The 18,810-nt window shown below is 60.6% G+C and carries 20 protein-coding genes; 7 read left to right on the top strand and 13 right to left on the bottom strand.

Annotated elements, in window-relative coordinates:
• Window positions 1-12: 12 nt before the first annotated feature.
• The 3 genes from cbbX to VGK14_RS07590 are packed head-to-tail and all read right to left on the bottom strand — an operon-like array spanning window position 13 to window position 2,864.
• Window positions 13-921, bottom strand: a complete 909-nt coding sequence (cbbX, locus tag VGK14_RS07600; protein ID WP_331508389.1) for a CbbX protein — start codon at window positions 919-921, stop codon at window positions 13-15.
• Between the two features lie 18 nt (window positions 922-939).
• Window positions 940-1,359 (bottom strand): ribulose bisphosphate carboxylase small subunit, encoded by a 420-nt coding sequence (locus VGK14_RS07595; RefSeq protein WP_331508388.1) that lies wholly within the window; start codon window positions 1,357-1,359, stop codon window positions 940-942.
• Window positions 1,360-1,385: 26 nt separating this feature from the next.
• A complete protein-coding gene (locus VGK14_RS07590; protein ID WP_331508387.1) occupies window positions 1,386-2,864 on the bottom strand; it encodes a ribulose-bisphosphate carboxylase large subunit in 1,479 nt (492 codons plus the stop codon).
• Window positions 2,865-3,033: 169 nt separating this feature from the next.
• Between VGK14_RS07590 and VGK14_RS07585 the strand changes: the two genes are divergently transcribed.
• A complete protein-coding gene (locus tag VGK14_RS07585) occupies window positions 3,034-3,969 on the top strand; it encodes a LysR family transcriptional regulator (protein ID WP_331508386.1) in 936 nt (311 codons plus the stop codon).
• On the opposite strand, the gene ftsX is transcribed toward VGK14_RS07585, so the two are convergent.
• The 3 genes from ftsX to ftsY form a co-directional block, all read right to left on the bottom strand.
• Window positions 3,942-4,850 (bottom strand): permease-like cell division protein FtsX, encoded by a 909-nt coding sequence (gene ftsX, locus VGK14_RS07580; protein ID WP_331508385.1) that lies wholly within the window; start codon window positions 4,848-4,850, stop codon window positions 3,942-3,944. The genes VGK14_RS07585 and ftsX overlap by 28 nt on opposite strands.
• Complete coding sequence (gene ftsE / locus VGK14_RS07575; protein ID WP_331508383.1) at window positions 4,847-5,494, bottom strand: cell division ATP-binding protein FtsE; 648 nt, start codon at window positions 5,492-5,494, stop codon at window positions 4,847-4,849. Before ftsE ends, ftsX begins: the two co-directional genes overlap by 4 nt.
• Window positions 5,495-5,588: 94 nt before the next feature.
• On the bottom strand, window positions 5,589-6,539 hold the full coding sequence (gene ftsY / locus VGK14_RS07570; RefSeq protein ID WP_331508382.1) for a signal recognition particle-docking protein FtsY: 951 nt from the start codon (window positions 6,537-6,539) through the stop codon (window positions 5,589-5,591).
• An 89-nt stretch (window positions 6,540-6,628) separates the two neighbouring features.
• Between ftsY and VGK14_RS07565 the strand changes: the two genes are divergently transcribed.
• The 5 genes from VGK14_RS07565 to VGK14_RS07545 are packed head-to-tail and all read left to right on the top strand — an operon-like array spanning window position 6,629 to window position 10,581.
• Window positions 6,629-7,987: a M16 family metallopeptidase gene (locus VGK14_RS07565; protein ID WP_414691709.1), complete on the top strand. Its 1,359-nt coding sequence runs from the start codon at window positions 6,629-6,631 to the stop codon at window positions 7,985-7,987.
• Window positions 7,977-9,287: a pitrilysin family protein gene (locus VGK14_RS07560; protein WP_331508381.1), complete on the top strand. Its 1,311-nt coding sequence runs from the start codon at window positions 7,977-7,979 to the stop codon at window positions 9,285-9,287. Before VGK14_RS07565 ends, VGK14_RS07560 begins: the two co-directional genes overlap by 11 nt.
• A complete protein-coding gene (gene rsmD / locus VGK14_RS07555; RefSeq protein ID WP_331508380.1) occupies window positions 9,268-9,834 on the top strand; it encodes a 16S rRNA (guanine(966)-N(2))-methyltransferase RsmD in 567 nt (188 codons plus the stop codon). The genes VGK14_RS07560 and rsmD overlap by 20 nt, the downstream gene beginning before the upstream one ends.
• Entirely contained in the window at window positions 9,824-10,318 is a 495-nt protein-coding gene (gene coaD, locus VGK14_RS07550) for a pantetheine-phosphate adenylyltransferase (protein ID WP_331508379.1), read from the top strand. Before rsmD ends, coaD begins: the two co-directional genes overlap by 11 nt.
• Before the next feature lie 11 nt (window positions 10,319-10,329).
• Window positions 10,330-10,581 (top strand): YfhL family 4Fe-4S dicluster ferredoxin, encoded by a 252-nt coding sequence (locus VGK14_RS07545; protein WP_331508378.1) that lies wholly within the window; start codon window positions 10,330-10,332, stop codon window positions 10,579-10,581.
• Here the strand turns inward: VGK14_RS07545 and VGK14_RS07540 are convergent.
• Window positions 10,576-11,334 (bottom strand): M90 family metallopeptidase, encoded by a 759-nt coding sequence (locus VGK14_RS07540; RefSeq protein WP_331508377.1) that lies wholly within the window; start codon window positions 11,332-11,334, stop codon window positions 10,576-10,578. The genes VGK14_RS07545 and VGK14_RS07540 overlap by 6 nt on opposite strands.
• Before the next feature lie 76 nt (window positions 11,335-11,410).
• Between VGK14_RS07540 and gloA the strand changes: the two genes are divergently transcribed.
• Complete coding sequence (gloA, locus tag VGK14_RS07535) at window positions 11,411-11,806, top strand: lactoylglutathione lyase (RefSeq protein WP_331508375.1); 396 nt, start codon at window positions 11,411-11,413, stop codon at window positions 11,804-11,806.
• Between the two features lie 52 nt (window positions 11,807-11,858).
• Here the strand turns inward: gloA and adk are convergent, their stop codons facing one another.
• The 6 genes from adk to VGK14_RS07505 all read right to left on the bottom strand — a co-directional run bounded on the left by adk (window position 11,859) and on the right by VGK14_RS07505 (window position 18,722).
• Window positions 11,859-12,512, bottom strand: coding sequence for an adenylate kinase (adk, locus tag VGK14_RS07530; protein WP_331508374.1), 654 nt, complete (start codon window positions 12,510-12,512; stop codon window positions 11,859-11,861).
• A gap of 32 nt (window positions 12,513-12,544) precedes the next feature.
• On the bottom strand, window positions 12,545-13,309 hold the full coding sequence (gene rsmA / locus VGK14_RS07525; protein WP_331508373.1) for a 16S rRNA (adenine(1518)-N(6)/adenine(1519)-N(6))-dimethyltransferase RsmA: 765 nt from the start codon (window positions 13,307-13,309) through the stop codon (window positions 12,545-12,547).
• 468 nt (window positions 13,310-13,777) lie between these two features.
• Window positions 13,778-14,230, bottom strand: a complete 453-nt coding sequence (locus VGK14_RS07520; protein WP_331508372.1) for a hypothetical protein — start codon at window positions 14,228-14,230, stop codon at window positions 13,778-13,780.
• An 11-nt stretch (window positions 14,231-14,241) separates the two neighbouring features.
• Entirely contained in the window at window positions 14,242-15,183 is a 942-nt protein-coding gene (gene pdxA / locus VGK14_RS07515; RefSeq protein WP_331508371.1) for a 4-hydroxythreonine-4-phosphate dehydrogenase PdxA, read from the bottom strand.
• A complete protein-coding gene (locus VGK14_RS07510) occupies window positions 15,167-16,480 on the bottom strand; it encodes a peptidylprolyl isomerase (protein ID WP_331508370.1) in 1,314 nt (437 codons plus the stop codon). Before VGK14_RS07510 ends, pdxA begins: the two co-directional genes overlap by 17 nt.
• Before the next feature lies 1 nt (window position 16,481).
• The gene (locus VGK14_RS07505; RefSeq protein ID WP_331508369.1) at window positions 16,482-18,722 is read right to left on the bottom strand and encodes an LPS-assembly protein LptD; all 2,241 of its coding nucleotides are present in this window, start codon (window positions 18,720-18,722) and stop codon (window positions 16,482-16,484) included.
• Window positions 18,723-18,810 lie beyond the last annotated feature (88 nt).

Here is an 18,810-nt window from a genome sequence, read left to right as displayed (position 1 = left end):
GGCGCTCCGGATTTACTGTTCTGGCTGCTGCGCGAATACCCGGCTGGCAAGAATGTCCTCGGGTTCTAGCGTGACCAGATCCTTGCGCGTCAGCGCCTTGCCGTGGCTGGCGAACAGGCGGTTGGCCTGGCGCAGCCGGGCCCGGTCCAGCGCGTTGCGGATCGAGCGCGCATTGGCGAAATTCGGCATCTGCATGCGCTTCTCAATATAGTCGGCAAAAGCTTTCTCGCCGTCGGGGCTGAAGCGATAGTTGAGCTTGGCCATCATTAGCTTGGCTATTTGAAGTAACTCCTCCGCCGAGTAATCGGGAAAATCGATGTGGTGTGCGATGCGCGACGACATGCCGGGATTGCTCTGGAAGAACTTGTCCATGCGATCCTTGTAGCCGGCCAGGATGACAACCAGATCGTCGCGCTGGTTTTCCATCACCTGCAGCAGGATTTCGATCGATTCCGCGCCGTAGTCGCGCTCGTTTTCCGGCTTGTAGAGATAATAAGCCTCGTCGATGAACAGTACGCCGCCCATCGCCTTCTTCAGCACCTCGCGCGTCTTGGGCGCGGTATGGCCGATGTACTGGCCCACCAGATCGTCGCGCGTCACCGCCACCACATGGCCTTGCCGCACATAGCCCAAGCGGTGAAGAATCTCCGCCATGCGCATCGCCACCGTGGTCTTGCCGGTGCCGGGGTTGCCGGTGAAACACATGTGCAGCGAAGGCGATTGGGCGCTCAGCTGCACCTGCTCGCGCAGCTTGTCGATCAGCAGCAGCGCGGCGATTTCGCGGATGCGGTCCTTGACCGGCCTTAAGCCCACCAGCTCTTTCTCCAGCTGGTCGAGGACTTCCTGGATATTGGATTCTTCGTAAACTTTTTTCAGGTCTACCGGCGTGGCATCGGAGACCTGTTCGCTGTCGTCATCCATGGCATTGTCCCATACGCATCAGCGATAACGGCTGCCTTCCGGCTTGTCGGTCGCATAGGAGTGGATGGTGTAATGAATATGCCGCCCGCTTTGCTCCTGCCTGACCAGGCCGAATCCAGGCTCGTCCGGGGGCCGGTTGACGATGAACGACATGCGCGGGGTTTCCCAGCCGCGCGAACTGTCGAATGCGGTCACGCGGATATAGAGGTTGGGATAGGTGCTCCGGCATTCCCTGATTTCCATCATGATGCCGGCCGGGTCCTTGAGATCGAACATCGGCATGCCCCACATTTCCCAGTAGGTGTTGCGCGGATGCGGGTCGTCGGTATATTCGACGTTGACCGCCCAGTTGTTCTTCAGCATGTACTGGATCTGGCTGGTGATCTGCTCGTCGGTGAGATCGGGCAGGAACGAGAACTGGCCTTGGGTGATGCGCATGATGCTGTCCTCCTTGATACGAATGTTTATAGGGATGCCGTCGCCGTGGGCACAAAGTCCGCGGTATCGGTCGAGGAGTAGTTGAAGGTGATGTCCTTCCAGGTATCCAGCGCGGCGGCGAGCGGCTTGCACCATTTGGCGGCGGCTTCCAGGATCTGCGGGCCTTCATTCCAGATGTCCCGGCCTTCGTTGCGCGCCAGGATCATTGCCTCCAGCGCCACCCGATTGGCGGTCGCCCCGGCCTGGATGCCCATCGGATGGCCTATGGTTCCGCCGCCGAACTGCAGCACCACGTCCTCGCCCAGATAGTGCAGCAGCTGGTGCATCTGGCCGGCATGGATGCCGCCCGAGGCCACCGGCATCACCTTGTTGAGCGAAGCCCAGTCCTGGTCGAAGAAAAGGCCGTTCTCCAGGCTGACCGGCGTATGCGACTCGCGCAGCGTGTCGTAGAAGCCCTTGATCATCAGCGGGTCGCCCTCCAGCTTGCCCACCACGGTGCCGGCGTGGATATGGTCCACGCCCGCCATGCGCATCCACTTGCAGATCACGCGGAAGTTCATGCCGTGGTTCTTCTGGCGCGAATAGGTCGAATTGCCGGCGCGGTGCAGGTGCAGAATCATGTCGTTCTTGCGTGCCCATTTGGCCATGGACTGAATCGCGGTATAGCCGATCACTAGGTCTATCATCACGATCACCGACCCCAGAGACTTGGCAAACTCGGCGCGCTCGTACATTTCTTCCATGGTGCCGGCGGTGACGTTGAGGTAATGCCCCTTGACCTCGCCGGTCGCGGCGGATGCCCGGTTGACCGCCTCCATGCAGTAGAGAAAGCGGTCGCGCCAGTGCATGAACGGCTGCGAGTTGATGTTCTCGTCGTCCTTGACGAAATCCAGCCCGCCCTTGAGCGCTTCATAGACGACTCTTCCATAATTGCGGCCGGACAGGCCCAATTTCGGCTTGGTGGTCGCGCCCAAGAGCGGCCGGCCGAACTTGTCGAGGCGCTCGCGCTCCACCACGATGCCGGTGGCCGGACCCTGGAAGGTCTTGAGATAGGCTATCGGAATGCGCATGTCTTCCAGCCGTAACGCCTTGACCGCCTTGAAGCCGAACACGTTGCCGATGATGGAGGCCGTCAGGTTGGCGATGGAGCCGGGCTCGAACAGGTCCAGGTCGTAGGCGATATAGGCAAAATACTGCTGGTCGGTCCTGGTGCCGGGCCCGGTGTTGGGCACCGGGTCGACGCGGTAGGCCTTGGCACGGTACAGTTCGCAGGCGGTAAGGCGGTCGGTCCACACCACGGTCCAGGTCGCGGTGGAAGATTCGCCGGCCACGGCGGCTGCGGCTTCAACCGCGTCCACGCCTTCCTGCGGCGTGATGCGGAACAGCGCGATGAGGTCGGTATCCTTGGGCTGGTAGTCCGGCTCCCAGTAGCCCATCTTGGCATAGGGAATCACGCCGGCCTTGTAGCGTTCCCTCCCTTCTTTCATGGTTCCTATGTCTGACATTTCTTCCTCCTGGCGAGAATTGAGTATTAAAACTTGCTGGAAAAAACGGCGGCAAGCGCCGTCCCTAAGGGTGCTATTAAACAAAAGTTTGTCAGAGCTTGGGGATTAATAAAAATCAATAATTCCTATGGTTTTGGTAGACTATTATCTATGAGTTGGAGTTGACACCATGATGCGTCATGCCACATTCCGCCAGCTTGAAGTGTTCGAGGCCATTGCCCGTCTGGGCAGCTTTACCCGCGCCTCCGAGGAGCTGCACCTCACCCAGCCCACGGTTTCGATGCAGATGAAAAAATTGAGCGATGCCGTCGGCTTGCCGATCTATGAGCAGATAGGGCGCCAGATCCGGCTCACCGATGCCGGCCAGGAGCTGGCGACGACTGCGCGCGAAATCCTGCAAGCGCTGGAACACTACGACATGGTGGTGGCGGACATGCAGGGGCTGAAGAAGGGCAAGCTGCGCCTTACCGTTTCCACCACCGCCAAATATTTCGCGCCGCGCATGCTGGGAGAGTTTTCGCGTATTCATCCCGGCATCGAGGTTTCGCTCAAAGTCACCAATCGCCAGAAAGTCCTGGATCGGGCGGCGGAAAATCTGGACGATCTGTACATCCTGTGCCAGCCGGTGAGCCACGTCGCCTTGGACGCGCGGCCATTCCTGGAAAATGCACTGGTCGTGCTCGCCCATCCAGAGCATCCGCTGGTGGGGGTACGCAACATTCCCATCGCGCGCCTGGAGGAAGAACCGTTCCTGATGCGCGAAATCGGTTCTGGCACGCGCCTGTCGGTGGAGCAGATGTTCGCCAGCCACGGCATCAAACCCAATATCCGCATGGAGCTGGGCAGCAACGAGGCGATCAAGCAGGCGATCCTGGGGCGGCTGGGGATTTCGGTGCTGTCGCGTCATACGCTGGGCATGGACGGCATGAATGAGCTGGTGGTGCTGGACGTCGAGGGTTTTCCCATCGTGCGCCAGTGGCATATCGCCTACCCCCGCGGCAAGCAGCTTTCGGTGGTGGCCAAGGCCTTTCTGGAATTTCTATGGGAAAACGTCATGCCCGACGCGGAGCCGCGCGCTCAGGGTCGATCCAGCCGGGACAGATAGCGGTTTACCGCCCAGTAAGACCCCAGCCATCCCAGCAGCGCCGAGCCGCCGACCAGCAGCAGGCTGGCCTGCTGCCCCAGCGGATTGAGGCGAAAATCCGACGCGTACAGGCGGGCGATGTCGTCCACCGATAGATTGAAGATATAAAGCGCAGCAAACAGGATGATCCAGGCCGTGACGCCGCCGGCGAGGCCCTGCATGGTGCCGGTGTAAAGAAAGGGGCGGCGGATGAAACGGTCGGTGGCGCCGATCAGCTTGCTGACCTCGATTTCTTCGCGCTGGGTGAGGATCTGCAGGCGTATCGTGTTGCCGACGATGGCCACCAGCGCGAAGCCGAGCAAGCCGGCCAGGATCAGCACCGCCTTGTTGCCCAGCTGCAGCAGCGCATACAGGCGCTTGATCCAGGCGGCATCGAGCTGCGCATGCTCCACCTGCGGCCAGCCGGAGAATTCCTTTTGCAATGTTTCGACGGCGGCCGGGTCGGTGCTTTTGGCGTGCACGATATAGGCATCGGGCAGCGGATTCTTTTCCAGGCCGCCAAGAGTATCCTGCAACCCGTTCTTTTCCTGCAATTCGCGCCAGGCGGCGCCGCGGCCGAGGAAACGGAAATCGCGCACTTCGGGATGCTGGCGCAGGCGCCGGTCAATATCCTTGACGGCATCCGCAGGCGCGTCCAGCGCCAGGAACAGCGTCACTCGCGGCTCGGTTTCTATGCCGCCTGCTGCGGCCCGCAGGTTATCGATCAGCAGATACAGCCCGGCCGGCAGGCTCAACGTGGCGCCGATGACGCCGGCCATGACCAGGTTGGCCAGCGGCGCGGCGCGCAATTTTTTCAGTACCAGCATCAGCGCCTGCCGGTGGGCATGCAACCAGGCGTTCATCGGGCGAGCACCCCATGGTCGAGATGCAGCACATTGCCCGAAGCGGCGCTGCCGGCATCGTGGGTGGCGATCAGCACGGTGACGCCAACTTCATTAAATGAACGGAACAGCGCCATGATGTCGCGGGCATAATTGGCGTCCAGATTGCCGGTGGGTTCGTCCGCCAGCAGAATCGCCGGGCGGCTGACGATGGCGCGGGCGATTGCCAGGCGCTGCTGCTCGCCGCCGGACAGCGCGATCGGCATGGCTCTCTCGCGCGGCAGCAGGCCTACCTTGTCCAGCGCGGCGCGTACGCGCTTGCCGGCCTCGCGCCCGCCGATACCGTCGATCGCCAGCGGCAGCGCGACGTTGTCGAAGGCGTTGCGGTCGTAGAGCAGTTTATGGTCCTGGAAAATCAGGCCGAAATTGCGCCGCACATAGGGCAGGCCGGCACGACGCATGGCGCCGATGTTCTGGTTGTTGAGCAGGATGGTGCCCGCGGTCGGTCGCTCGATTGCGGCGGCCAGCTTCAGTAAGGTGCTTTTGCCGGCGCCGGAATGGCCGGTAATGAAGGCCATCTCGCCCTTGCCGATTTCGAACGAGACGTTGCGCAGCGCTTCGTGGCCGCCGGGGTAGCGCTTGGTGACTTGATCGAACTTGATCATAACCCTGTAGTGCAGGCGGCCCCGCCTGCAAGCGCACATCGCAAATATCCGTCAATTGCAGGCGAGGCCGCCTGCGCTACGGTGAGGAATCGCCTCATGAAAACAAGGCCTCGCTGAATTCTGCGGCATCGAACGGCTGCAGGTCGTCGATCTGTTCGCCCACGCCGATGAAGCGCACCGGGATCGGCCGCGTCTTGGCGATGGCGGCGATGACGCCGCCCTTGGCGGTGCCGTCGAGCTTGGTCAGCACCAGGCCGCTGATGTTGAGTGCATCGTCGAAGGCCTTGACCTGCGCCACCGCATTCTGGCCGGTATTGGCGTCCAGCACCAGCAGGATTTCGTGCGGGGCGTCGGGCAGCGCCTTGCCGATCACGCGCTGGATTTTGCGGATTTCTTCCATCAGGTTCAACTGCGTCGGCAGGCGCCCGGCGGTGTCGGCGATGACGACGTCGATGCCACGGGCTCTGGCCGAGTTGACTGCGTCGAAGATCACCGCGGCCGGGTCGCCGCCATCCTGCGCGACGACGTGCACGTTGTTGCGCTCCCCCCAGGCTTCCAGCTGCTCGCGCGCGGCGGCGCGGAAGGTGTCGCCAGCGGCGATCAGCACCGATTTGCCCTCGGTTTGCAAGCGCCAGGCGAGCTTGCCTATCGTGGTGGTCTTGCCGGCGCCGTTGACGCCCGCCAGCATGATGACGAAGGGCTTATGGGTGCCGGTGTCCAGCGGTTTGGCCAGCGGGGCGAGCAAGGTGGTCATGGCCTGGCGCAGGGCGCCGCGCAGTTCGCCGGCATCCTTGAGCGCGCTGCGACTGACCTGGCCGCGCACGTCTTCCAGCAGCTCCTGCGTCGCGGAAACGCCGCAGTCGGCCATCAATAAATGCGATTCCAGCTCCTCGTACAGCGCTTCGTCGATCTTGCCGCCGCTGAACAGCTCGGAAATCGGCGTATTGAGCGTGTCGCGCGTGCGCGAGAGGCCGGCCTTGAGGCGCTCGGCCCAGCTGGGGCTGGACGCCGGCGCCTCGTCTTGCTTTTTGAATAGGTTGAACATGAATTGTATTTTAACCTGCCCGAACCAAATCCGTCTGTGCCGTGTCATATCGGGCGGTATAATTGCGCCCGAAAAAGGAGAATCATCTCGTGACCAGAAAAATCCTCGCTTTCCTGTTGTTGTCGCTGTCGCTATCGGCCGCAGCCGACCAGCACATTCAAGAATTCAGGCTCCCCAATGGCCTCAAGGTGGTGGTGCAGGAAGACCACCGCTCGCCGGTGGTGGTGTCGCAGGTGTGGTACCGCGTCGGCAGCATAGACGAGTTCAACGGCACTACCGGCGTCGCGCATGTGCTGGAGCACATGATGTTCAAGGGCACGAAGGCGGTGCCGGCCGGCCGGTTTTCGCGCATTGTCGCGGCGGCGGGCGGCAAGGAAAACGCTTTTACCAGCCACGACTACACGGTGTATTTCCAGCAACTCGAGAAATCCAGGCTTGGGCTGGCAATGAAGCTGGAGGCCGACCGCATGGAAAATCTGCGCTTGACCACCGATGAATTCTCCAAAGAAATCCAGGTAGTGATGGAAGAACGCCGCTGGCGCACCGAAGACAAGCCGCAAGCGCAGGTGGGCGAGCAGTTCATGGCGGTCGCCCATCAGGTGCATCCTTACGGCCGGCCGGTAATCGGCTGGATGAACGACCTCGAACATATGACGGCGGAAGACGCCAGGGCATGGTATCGCACCTGGTACGCGCCGAACAACGCCACGCTGGTGGTGGTGGGCGATGTCGATCCCAGGCAGGTGTTCAAGCTGGCGCAGCAATATTTCGGTTCGCTTAAAGCCCACAAGCTGCCTCAACGCAAACCGCAGACGGAGCCGGAGCAGAAGGGCGAGCGCCGGGTGGCGGTCAAGGCTCAGGCCAAGCTGCCCTACCTGGCGATGGGCTACCCCGCGCCTGCGTTGCGTAGCGCCGAGGAATGGGAACCCTATGCGCTGGAAATCCTGGCCGGCGTGCTCGACGGCAATGCCGCGTCCCGCCTCAACCGCGACCTGGTGCGGCGCGACCGCATCGCGGTGGATATCGGTGCCGGCTACGACATGCTCAACCGGGGTCCGTCCATGTTCGAGTTCGACGGCACGCCGAGCGAAGGGGCTACGGTACAAGACCTGGAACTGGCGATCCGCGGCGAGATCGACAATCTCAAGGAAAACGGCGTGACCGAAGACGAGCTGCAGCGCGTCAAGGCGCAGGTGATCGCATCCGATGTCTACAAGCGCGATTCGATGTTCTACCAGGCGATGCAAATCGGCCAGCTGGAAAGTGTGGGCTTGTCATGGCGTCTGCTGGATGAATATCCCAAGCGCTTGCAGGCGGTCACGGCCGAACAGGTACAGGCGGTGGCACGTAAATATCTCGACGACGACAAGCTGACGGTGGCGACGCTGGATCCGCAGCCGCTCGACGAAAACGCGCCCAAGCACAAGGAGATGCCGCATGTACATTAATAAAGTTTTTCTGGCTGTTCTGCTGGGCCTGATATCCGTGACTGCCCGGGCCGGGCTGCCGATCCAGCATTGGCAAAGCGCTTCCGGCGCCCAGGTGTATTTCGTCGAGAACCACGATCTGCCCATCCTCGACGTCAGCGTCAATTTCTCTGCCGGCAGCAGCTTCGACACCCGCGACAAGGCCGGCACGGCGGCGATGACGCAAGGCATGCTGGCGCTGGGCGCGGGCGGACTGAGCGACGACCGGATCGCTGGCAAATTTGCCGAGCTGGGCGCGCAACTGGGCGGTGATTTCGATCCCGACCGCGCCGGCCTCAAGCTGCGCACCTTGTCCAGCGAGCGCGAGCGCAGTCAAGCGGTGGGGCTGTTCGCAACCGTCTTGCAGCAGCCGGATTTCCCCGCCGCCGTGCTGGAGCGCGAGAAGGCCCGCACCATCGCCGGCCTGCGCGAAGCGGCGACCCAGCCCGAGAGTATTTCCGCCAAGGCATTCTCGGCCGCACTGTACGGCAGCCACCCGTACGGCAACGATGAAGCCGTGGAGCCGGAAACGGTGGAAAAAATCAGCCGCGACGATTTGGCCGTGTTCTATCGTGCGCATTACACCCGCCATGGCGCGATCGTCGCCGTCATTGGCGACCTGACGCGGAGCCAGGCCGAGCAGCTGGCCGAGCAGTTGACCGCCAAGCTGGCGGACGGTCCAGCCGCCGCTGCGATCCCGCCGCTGCCGCTGCCGCTGCAGCCGGTGGAAAAACGCATCCCGCATCCGGCGGCGCAGTCGCATATCCTGCTGGGTTATCCCGGCATCAAGCGCATAGATCCGGACTATTTTCCGCTCTATGTCGGCAACTACATCCTGGGCGGCGGCGGCTTCGTGTCGCGCCTGACCGAGGAAGTGCGCGAAAAGCGCGGTTTGGCTTACAGCGTCTACAGTTATTTCATGCCAATGCGCGAAGCCGGACCCTTCCAGATAGGTTTGCAGACCAAGCGCGAGCAAACCGGCCAGGCGCTGGCGCTGGTGCGCGACACGCTGAAGAAATTCGTCAAGGACGGACCTGCGGCGCAGGAACTGAAAGCCGCCAAGGACAACCTCACCGGCGGTTTCGCCTTGCGTCTCGACAGCAACGCCAAGGTGCTGGATTACCTGGAAGTGATCGGCTTCTATAGCCTGCCGCTGACCTGGCTGGACGACTACGTTGGCAGCGTGAACAAGGTGACGGTGGCGCAAATCAAGGATGCATTCGCGCGGCGCATCAAGCCGGATAATATGGTGACCGTAGTCGTTGGCTCAGACGCAAAATAAGGTCAGGATCGGCGCCGGAGTATGGCGCAGCCGCTTGCTGCGCTTTCCCGATGCATTGAGCCTGCGGCCCACGCCGGACCGGGTGCGCCAGACGCTGTTCAACTGGCTGGGGCAGGAACTGCACGGCCTCATCTGCCTCGACCTCTTCGCCGGCAGCGGCGCGCTGGGGTTTGAGGCGTTGTCGCGCGGCGCGGCGACGGCGGTAATGGTGGAAAACAATCCCGCCGTGTACCGCGCGCTGCTCGATAACGCCGACGTGCTCAAGGCCGACAAGGCCAGCATCGTGCGCGCCGATGCCGTGCAGTTCCTCATGCAGAATGCCCGGCGCTTCGACGTGATTTTTCTCGATCCGCCCTACGGCCAGGGCTGGCAGCAGAAGCTGTTGCCGCGACTGGCGGGGCATCTGGCGGCGGATGGCGTGGTATATGCCGAAGCGGAAACCATGCTGGCCGACGCCAACGGCTGGCAGGTGGTCAAGCACGGCAAGGCGGGCAATGTGCACTATCACCTGTTAAAATTGATGGATGGATCTTCAAATGCAACATAAAGCCATCTATCCCGGCACCTTCGACCCCATCACCTGCGGGCACGAGGATATCGTGCGCCGCGCGTCGCGGATTTTTCCCGAGGTCGTCGTCGCCGTGGCCGACAATCCGGCCAAGCGCCCGTTCTTCACCCAGGCGGAACGGGTGGAAATGGCCGCAGCCGCGCTGGCGGATTGTCCCAACGTGCGGGTGGCGGGCTTTTCCGGCCTGCTGATGCAGTTCGTGCGCGAGCAGGGGGCGCAAATCGTGCTCAGAGGCTTGCGCGCGGTGTCGGATTTCGAATACGAATTCCAGCTCGCCGGCATGAACCGGAATATCTTTCCCGATGTCGAAACCTTATTCCTGACGCCTTCGGAGCAATACATGTTCGTTTCCGCCAGCCTGGTGCGGGAAATTGCCCAGCTTGGCGGCGACGTGGGCAAATTTGTTTCGCCGCTGATTCTGAGCCGCATCGCGGCGAAAATCGGCTCTACCGAAAATAGCTAAGTGAAAGACTTATGGCCTTATTGATTACTGACGAATGCATCAACTGCGACGTATGCGAGCCGGAATGCCCCAACGGGGCTATTTCGCAAGGGGAGGAGATCTACGAGATCAATCCCGACAAATGCACCGAATGTGTCGGGCACTATGACACAGCGCAATGCGTCGAGGTATGCCCGATCGATTGCATCATTCCCCATCCCGGCATTCGCGAAAGCCGGGACGAGTTGATGCGCAAGTACGAGCGCCTTGCCGCACAATCATAGCCGGTTCGGCTGCTGCCGGTAAAACGCTGCCAGCTGGGCGTAAACCGCCGGGTATTCTTGTCTGAGCAGCATCGGCTGCTCGAAAAACACTTCGCTCATCACCGCAAAAAATTCTTCCGGCGCCTCCGCCGCGTAGGGGTCGAGCGCGGTATCTTCGCCATTGTCCACGCGCCGGCAGAAATCCGCATATGCCGGTTTGAAGGCGGCGCGCCAGTCGGCCGCACGCATGCCGCCATGCAAGCGCGGACAGCCGTCCATTGCGCCGTTGCTCATGTCCAGCTTGTGCGCCATTTCGTGTATCACCGCGTTGTAGCCGTCGCCGTTGCCGGAAGCCGCGACATCCGCCCACGACAGCACCACCGGCCCATATTCCCACGCCTCGCCGCTGCGGATTTCGCGCCGGGCGTGCACCACGCCGGCCTCGTCGGTCCATTCCTGGCGCGAGGCGAATTCGTCCGGGTACAGCACCACCGACACCCAGCCGCCGTACCAATCCATGCCGAGATTGAGGATAGGCAGCACCGCCTGGGCGGTGAGATCCAGGCGCATGGCATCGGTGAGTTCCAATCCCTGCACCGCTTCCAGGCTTTTTTCGTGCAGGAACAGCGTCGCCAGCTCGTGCAGGCGTACAAGCTCCGCCGCATTCAGCCCGGCCAGCAGCGGCAGATTGGCAACGGCAGCCTGCCACTCCGCCGCTGCGATCGGATATTGTCTTAAAATGCGCTTGCGGCGCCAGTTGCTGAAGAACCCCATGCCGCTATTCTGCCGTCATTCCTGTCTCGGGGCTAATCCGGTAAGATTCTTGCCAAGCAACCACAAAGGGGAAATCATGCGTATGCTACATACCATGTTGCGGGTCGGCGACCTGGATCGTTCGATCAGCTTCTATAGCGAAGTGCTGGGAATGCGGGTGCTGCGCCGCGAGGACTATCCGGACGGCAAATTCACGCTGGCATTCGTCGGCTATGGCAGTGAAAAAGACCATACCGTGCTGGAACTCACCTATAACTGGGGCACCGCCGGCTACGATCTCGGCAACGCCTTCGGCCATATCGCGATCGAAGTGGACGATGCCTACCGGGCTTGCGAAGGCGTGCGTAAGGCCGGCGGCAGGGTAGTGCGCGAAGCCGGGCCGATGAAGCACGGTACCACGGTGATCGCGTTTATCGAAGACCCGGACGGCTACAAGATCGAGTTCATCCAGAAGGGTACACAGTTCAGATAGGGATAAATAAAAACGGGAGGCGGCCGCCTCCCGTTTGATCACTGTCCACTGCTTATTTCAACGCCGTGAAAATCTGGTCGCGGATATCTTCCACCGAGCCCACGCCGGCAATCCTGACGTGTTTGGGCGAGCCCGGCTTGCCGCTGGCGGCCCAGTTCGCGTAGTAATCCACCAGCGGTTTGGTCTGGCTGTGGTATACGTCGAGGCGCTTCTTCACGGTTTCTTCCTGGTCGTCGTCGCGCTGGATCAGCGGCTCGCCGGTGGCGTCGTCGCGGCCTTCCACCTTGGGCGGATTGAAGATGACGTGATAGGTGCGGCCGGAAGGCTGGTGCACGCGGCGACCGCTCATGCGCTTGACGATCTCGGCATCGTCGACGTCGATCTCCACCACGTAATCGATGCCCACGCCGGCGTCCTTCATCGCTTCGGCTTGCGGAATGGTGCGTGGAAAACCGTCGAACAGGAAGCCGTTGGCGCAGTCGGCATCCTTGATGCGCTCCTTCACCAGGCCGATGATTATGTCATCGGACACCAGGCCGCCCGCATCCATCACCTGCTTCGCGGCAACTCCCAGTGGCGTACCGGCCTTGACTGCGGCGCGCAGCATGTCGCCGGTGGAAATCTGCGGAATGCCGAATTTCTCTTTGATGTAATTGGCCTGGGTGCCCTTGCCTGCGCCGGGGGCGCCTAGAAGTATCAGTCTCATGCTTTCTCCCTAGATTAATTTCCCGAATTATATCAGGCCAGATAATTGGCAATGGCGACAAACTCGGCCACGCTCAGATTTTCCGCGCGCAATTGCGGGTCGATATCCAGCGCGGCAAAACCGGCGTCGTCGAGCAAGCCCTTGAGCGTGTTGCGCAGCGTCTTGCGGCGCTGCGAGAAGGCGGCGGTTACCACTTTGCCGAACAGCTTTTCGTTGTTGGCGGGATGCGGCGGAGCTTCGTGCGGCACCAGCCGCACGAAGGCCGATTCCACCTTGGGTGCGGGGTCGAAGGCTTCCGGCGGCACGGTGAACAGGTATTCCATCTGCAGCCGGTATTGCAGCATCACCGACAGTCGCCCGTATGCGGCAGTGGAAGGCTCGGCCACCATGCGCTTGACCACTTCCTTTTGCAGCATGAAATGCATGTCGGCGATGTGGGCGACGCTGTCCAGCAGGTGGAACAGGATGGGGGTGGAGATGTTGTAGGGCAGGTTGCCGACCACGCGCACCTTATTGCCCAGCGTGGAGAAATCGAATTTCAGCGCATCGGCGTTGTGGATGGTGATCTTGTCCGCCGGGTAGTGGCTTTGCATCCAGGCCACGATGTCGCGGTCGAGTTCCACTGCGTGCAAATGGTGCAGGGTTTTCAGCAGCGGCTGGGTGAGTGCGCCCAGGCCAGGGCCGATTTCGGCCATCAGGTCGTCGGGCTCGGGGCGGATGGCTGCCACCAAGGCGCGGATGATGTCGGGATCGTTGAGGAAGTTCTGGCCGAAGCGTTTTTTGGGGAGATGTTTCATGGCGGCATTCTACTGGACGAAGGAGACATCGTCATTCCGGCCTTGAGCCGGAATCCAGTGATTTGCTCCCTCGTCCCTTGCGGGAGAGGGCTGGGGTGAGGGGCAGGTGGGGAGCCGGTGGGGAGCAGGTCAGATTAGGCGAGTTTCGAGCAAGCGAAGCGCAGCGGCCATCCAGCTCCTTTTAAACATCAAAACCGTCGGTCTCGGCCGACGACCGAGTTACCTTCTCTTGCTTGCCCAAGAGAAGGTAACCGAAGAGAAGGGCACCCCCTGCCGCGCCCCTACGGGGTTCCCTGCGCTGCGCGCCAAGCCGGGCGGCTGCGGAACTCGGGCTACGCCCTCAGACAGTCCTCGCCGAATTCCCCGGCTTGGCTGTGCTGCTCGGCGCGGCAGCAGGGGGAGTGGGTAGTATGCTATCGGCGTGGAGATGTGAAATGTAATTGTGTAAGTCTTGTATGGGAGGCATTTTTAGGTTGTCAGTTTTTCTTTGAGTCCTTTTTCATCTAAAAACTTATCCCAAGTAGTCACACATTCGTGAACCAGTTCAGAAATCGGTCTGCGCTTATCTGAGTATAGATACAAACCATATGATTCCTTCTTCCACGGATCCCACTCTTTCCCGATTCTTGGTCGTGGATCGATGCTTGGAGTGTTGTACTGTAAGTGTTTCGTCGCGTTACAAATGTCGCGACACAACTGAAGTTCGATTGATGAATTGAATAAAGCAGTTATTTCTTCTTTTGTAGCCACATTGTCAGAAACCAACCAATCTCGCAGGTGATAGCAGCTTTGGAAAAACGCATATATGAAATCGTAAATTGTATTGGTGTCGTCGCTTCCATAGACTTCGCTCAGGCGGTCACGCCAGCGCAACATTCGCCGATATTGCCCCGGCCATCCTTCAAACCAATCACGGTTCATTGTTGGTTTACTTAATGTTTAGCCAAGATTAAAGCCAACTCAATCGCCGCATAAAGGCTCCCACAATCCGCCTTGCCCGTCCCCGCCAAATCCAGCGCCGTGCCGTGATCGACCGAGGTGCGAATAATCGGCATGCCCAGCGTGACGTTGACGCCTTCGCCGAAGCTGGCGTGTTTCAGCACGGCGAGGCCCTGGTCGTGGTACATGGCAAGGAAGGCATCGCAGTGTTGCAGGTTGTGCTGGCTGAACATGGTATCGGCGGGCAGCGGGCCGGTGAGGTTGAGGCCTTCGGCGCGCAGTTGCTCCAGCACCGGGATGATGGTGTCGATTTCTTCCATGCCCAGATGACCGCCTTCGCCGGCGTGGGGGTTGAGGCCGGCCACAAAGATTCTGGGGTGGGGGATGCCGAAGCGGTTGACCAGGTCGCGGTGCAGGATGCGCAGGGTGGTTTCCAAACCATCCCGGGTGATAGCGTCCGGTACGGCGGAGAGCGGCAGGTGGATGGTGGCGAGCGCGACGCGCATGCCGCCGCCGACCAGCATCATGACGACTTGTTTGGTCCCGGTAAGCTCGGCGAGAAACTCGGTGTGGCCGGTGAAAGGCACGCCGGCGTCGTTGATGATGCCCTTGTGCACCGGTGCGGTGACCATGGCGTCGAATTCGCCGGCGAGGCAGCCTTGGGCGGCATAGGTGAGCGTATCCAGCACATAGCGGCTGTTGGCAGCGTCGAGCTTGCCCGGTGTGCACGGGGCGGGCAGCGGGATGTGGCGGATGTTGAGGCCGCCCAGCGACAGGCCGAGCAGTTGGGCGCGCCGTTCGATCAGGCCGCGGTCGGCGATGACGGTGATGTCGGCCGCGGGCAGGCGCTGCGCCAGCAGCACGCAGAGATCGGGGCCAATGCCGGCAGGTTCGCCAGCGGTGAGGGCGATGCGGGGGCTATTCCTTGTCTTCAAGACGGTATTCGACGTAAGCCCGGTCGCGCAGTTCGCGCAGCCAATCCTGGTAGGCCTCGTCCGCCTTGCGCCCCTTGATTTCCTGGCGCGCCTTGAGGCGGGCGGATTCCTTGCTCATGTCCTGGCTGCGGCGCTCCAGCACCTGAATCAGGTGCCAGCCGAACGGCGAGCGAACCGGTTCGCTGGTTTTTCCCGGCTGCAACGCATTCATTGCTTTCTCGAAATCCGGCACGGTGTCGCCCGGGCTGAGCCAGCCCAGGTCGCCGCCTTTATTGGCGGTGCCGTCTTCGGAATATTGGCGCGCCAGTTCTTCGAAGTTTCCGCCGTTGTCCAGGCGTTCCTTGAGATCTTTCATGCGATGCTCGGCATCGGCATCGGACAGCACTTCGCTGATTTTGACCAGGATATGGCGGACGTGCGTTTGCTGGACGACCAGCGGCATGGTATTGCCATGTCGATCCGTGACTTTAAGGATATGGAATCCATTGGAACTGCGCAGCAGGGGCGAGAGTTCCCCAGGTTTAAGTGCCTTGAGCGGCTCCTGAAACAGATCGGGCAATTCGGAAAGCTTTTTCCAGCCGAGCTTGCCGCCTTCCATCGCATTGGGGGCATCGGAGAAGCCGGCGGATACCTGTCCAAAATCGGCACCCCCCTGCAGCTTCTTCAAGGCATCCTCGGCTTTTGCCCGCAGCTTCTGCACTTCCTCCGGCGCAGCCTGATCCGGCACCCGGATCAGGATATGGGAGAGGTCGAGTTCGTCGTCCCCGGCGCCTCTCGCCGTTTGAGTGGTCAGCAGGTTATCGATCTCCGCTTCGGAAACGGTGACGCGATTATCCACTTCGCGTTCGCGCAATCTCGCCAGCACGATTTCGCGGCGGATATCCTCACGGAATTTTTTGAAGCTGATGCCGTCGTTCTCCAGCGCGCTACGGAATTCTGTCAGGCCGAGCTTATTCTGGTCGGCGATGCGCTCAATGGTTTTATCGAGCTGGTTGTCGTCCACGCGTAGCCCGGTCTGTGCCGCAAACGCAAGTTGCAGGCGATCGGTAATTATGCGCTCCAGCAGCTGTTTTTCCAGCGCTTCCCGCGGCGGCAGGGGCGTGCCCTGCTTCTCCAGTTGCTGGGTGATGAGCCGCATGCGTTCGTCCAGTTCGCTGCGGGTAATGACATCGTTGTCGACTACCGCGATGATGCGGTCGAGCGCGACGATTTTTTCTTCAGCCAATAACGGCGTGGAAATATTCAACAATGCCGATAGCAACAGGCTGGCGAGCAAGAGCGTGCGTATATGGTTCATATCACCTTGGACTATCCGGGATCAGGCTGGTGCTGACGTACCCCGGAATATTGCGTTTAAGAACTTCCAGCGGACTGGTACCGATCTTGGTTAAGCCGCCAAGCTCGATTTGCATGAAGAACACGTAGTTGGATTTGACCGTTGACGGGGTGCTGACCGTTGACGGGGTGCTGACGGTCGGCAGTCGTTGCATGACTGCGCGGCCTTGCCAGCAGCCGGCATCGTATTCGATCCCGGCGATATATTCCACCGGGCCGCGCCGATCGGTAGGCGGATTGTTGCGCAACGAATAATTGATGCGCCCGAGTCCGTACCAGTTACCGGTCAGCGGCCATTCGGAGGATACGTCGATCTGTTCCAGGCTGTCGCGGGTAAAACGGTAGGCCAAGTTGAGCGTCTTGCCGACTTCCGGCTGGTAACGTGCAGAAATATTGCCTTTGACGGTTTGACTGGTATCCGTGTTGTATTGCCATGCCGTATCGGCATTCCAGCCGTTGATCAGCTGGACGGTCAATGCGGCGAGGAAATCGGAGTGCATGCCGGTGCGCGGCGTGCCGCCCGGCAGGATCACTTTCTGGTCGGTGAAATAAAAGCGTTCCGCCATCGTGGCGGAAAGGCGTTGTGCCCCGGTTTTCTGGTCGATCAGGCGGCTGGTGAGCGCAAGAGTGACCTGGTTGGCGTCGTTGACGCGGTCGCCGCCGGCAAACTGGTTCTCCGAGAAGATGGTGGCCAGGTTGAGGTCGCTCAGGCCGGTGTCGAAGTTGGCCAGCCGGCTTTGATCCTGGTGGGGGATGTAAACATAGAACAGCCTGGGCTCCAGGGTCTGGGTGTACATATTCTTGACCACGCGCATGTCGCGATCGAAGTAGACGCCGCTGTCCAGGCTGAAAATGGGTAAAACCCGGGTGTCGGATTGGTAGTTGTCGGGCAAGTTGCGGGCATTCGTGAAAGCGGTATTCCCGCCCAGATCATACTTGGTGTAATGCACGCCCAGCTTGGGTGTAATGTAGCCGTAAGGCTGAGTCAATGGCAAGGCAACGCTGGGGTAGGCGGTGAAACGGTTGCCGACCACGGTGAGCGGTGCAGCGCTGTTTTTTTCGAAACGCACGAATTCGCTCCACAGCGCGGTATCCACGGGGCCAACGCTTTGCTGGCCCGCCAGCGTCAGCTGAGGCAGGCGCTGGTATGGGAACGAAATTTTATCCAAGGTCTGGAATTGTTGCGCCAGCGCCGAAAAATGCCAGTTTGCCTGGTCGTAGCGCAGGTTGGCCTGTTGCGGCAGATTCACGCGACTGGTCACGGTGATGTGGGTCGACAGGTCCGAAAAATAATTGGGATCGGACGCGCGCTCGAACTGAAAGTTACCGGACCAGCCGTTGCCGAATGTCTGGCTGTGCGCAAGGTTGAGGTAAAAGCGGTCTTTGCCGGTCTGGTCGTCGTTCGGCAGGAATTCAACGTGGTCTATGCCGCTATAGTCCGGATCCAGGTAGCGGTATTCCCCTTGCCATTGCAGACCGCGCTTGCTGAGATAGCGCGGGGTAATCGTGGCGTCCATGTTGGGCGCGATATTCCAGTAATAGGGCAGGGTGAACTCGAAACCGCTGCGCGTGGTGGTGCCGTAAGTGGCGGTAAGCAGGCCGGATTTGCGCTGGTTGCTGAACGGAAAATCGATCCACGGCGTATATAAGACCGGCACTCCTTTGAATTCGATGCTGGCATGCGTAGCAGTGGCGGTTTCGGTATGGTGGTCGATTTCCAGTTCGTTGGCGCGCACGAACCAGTCATTCACGCCGTCGGGGCAAGTAGTGTAGCGCGCGCTCTTCAGCCGCTCCCTGGTGGGGCCTTCAAACAGGATGGTGCTGGCATTGCCGCGCGCTTTTTTTTCGCCGTCGCCGCCGATATGGAAAACGGGCTCCGTCATCTCGCCTTCGCGCTCATCCATCTTGAGCCTCAACTCCGGCCCTTCCGCCAAGGTGTCGCCTTGTTTTACATGCACATTGCCGGTCGCATGTATTTCATTATTGACGGTGTTGAGGTCGATGCGGTCGCCCGAGATATATTGGCCGTCGCGCTGGATCTCCGCGTCGCCGAAGGCGCGCATCTCGCGGTCGAGGTAGACTTCGAGGCGCATCGCATCGATGATGGTGGCCCCGTTTCCCGCCGCGATGTCGGCGGCATGGGCGGATATTCCAGCGCCGCAAAATAATGGCACTGCCAGCAAGGTATAGCGGGCGATCGTCATGGGCGCGAAATTGGCGGGCAAGTTTGTTTTTTGTAATGATAAAATCGCTCAAATTCTACTACAAAGCCATCTCAAAAGTCGCACCAAT

This window comes from Novimethylophilus sp., from assembly GCF_036504375.1.
GTDB lineage: Bacteria > Pseudomonadota > Gammaproteobacteria > Burkholderiales > Methylophilaceae > Novimethylophilus.
Note: the sequence above shows the minus strand (reverse complement) of the source record. Positions and strands in the feature narration are given on the sequence as shown.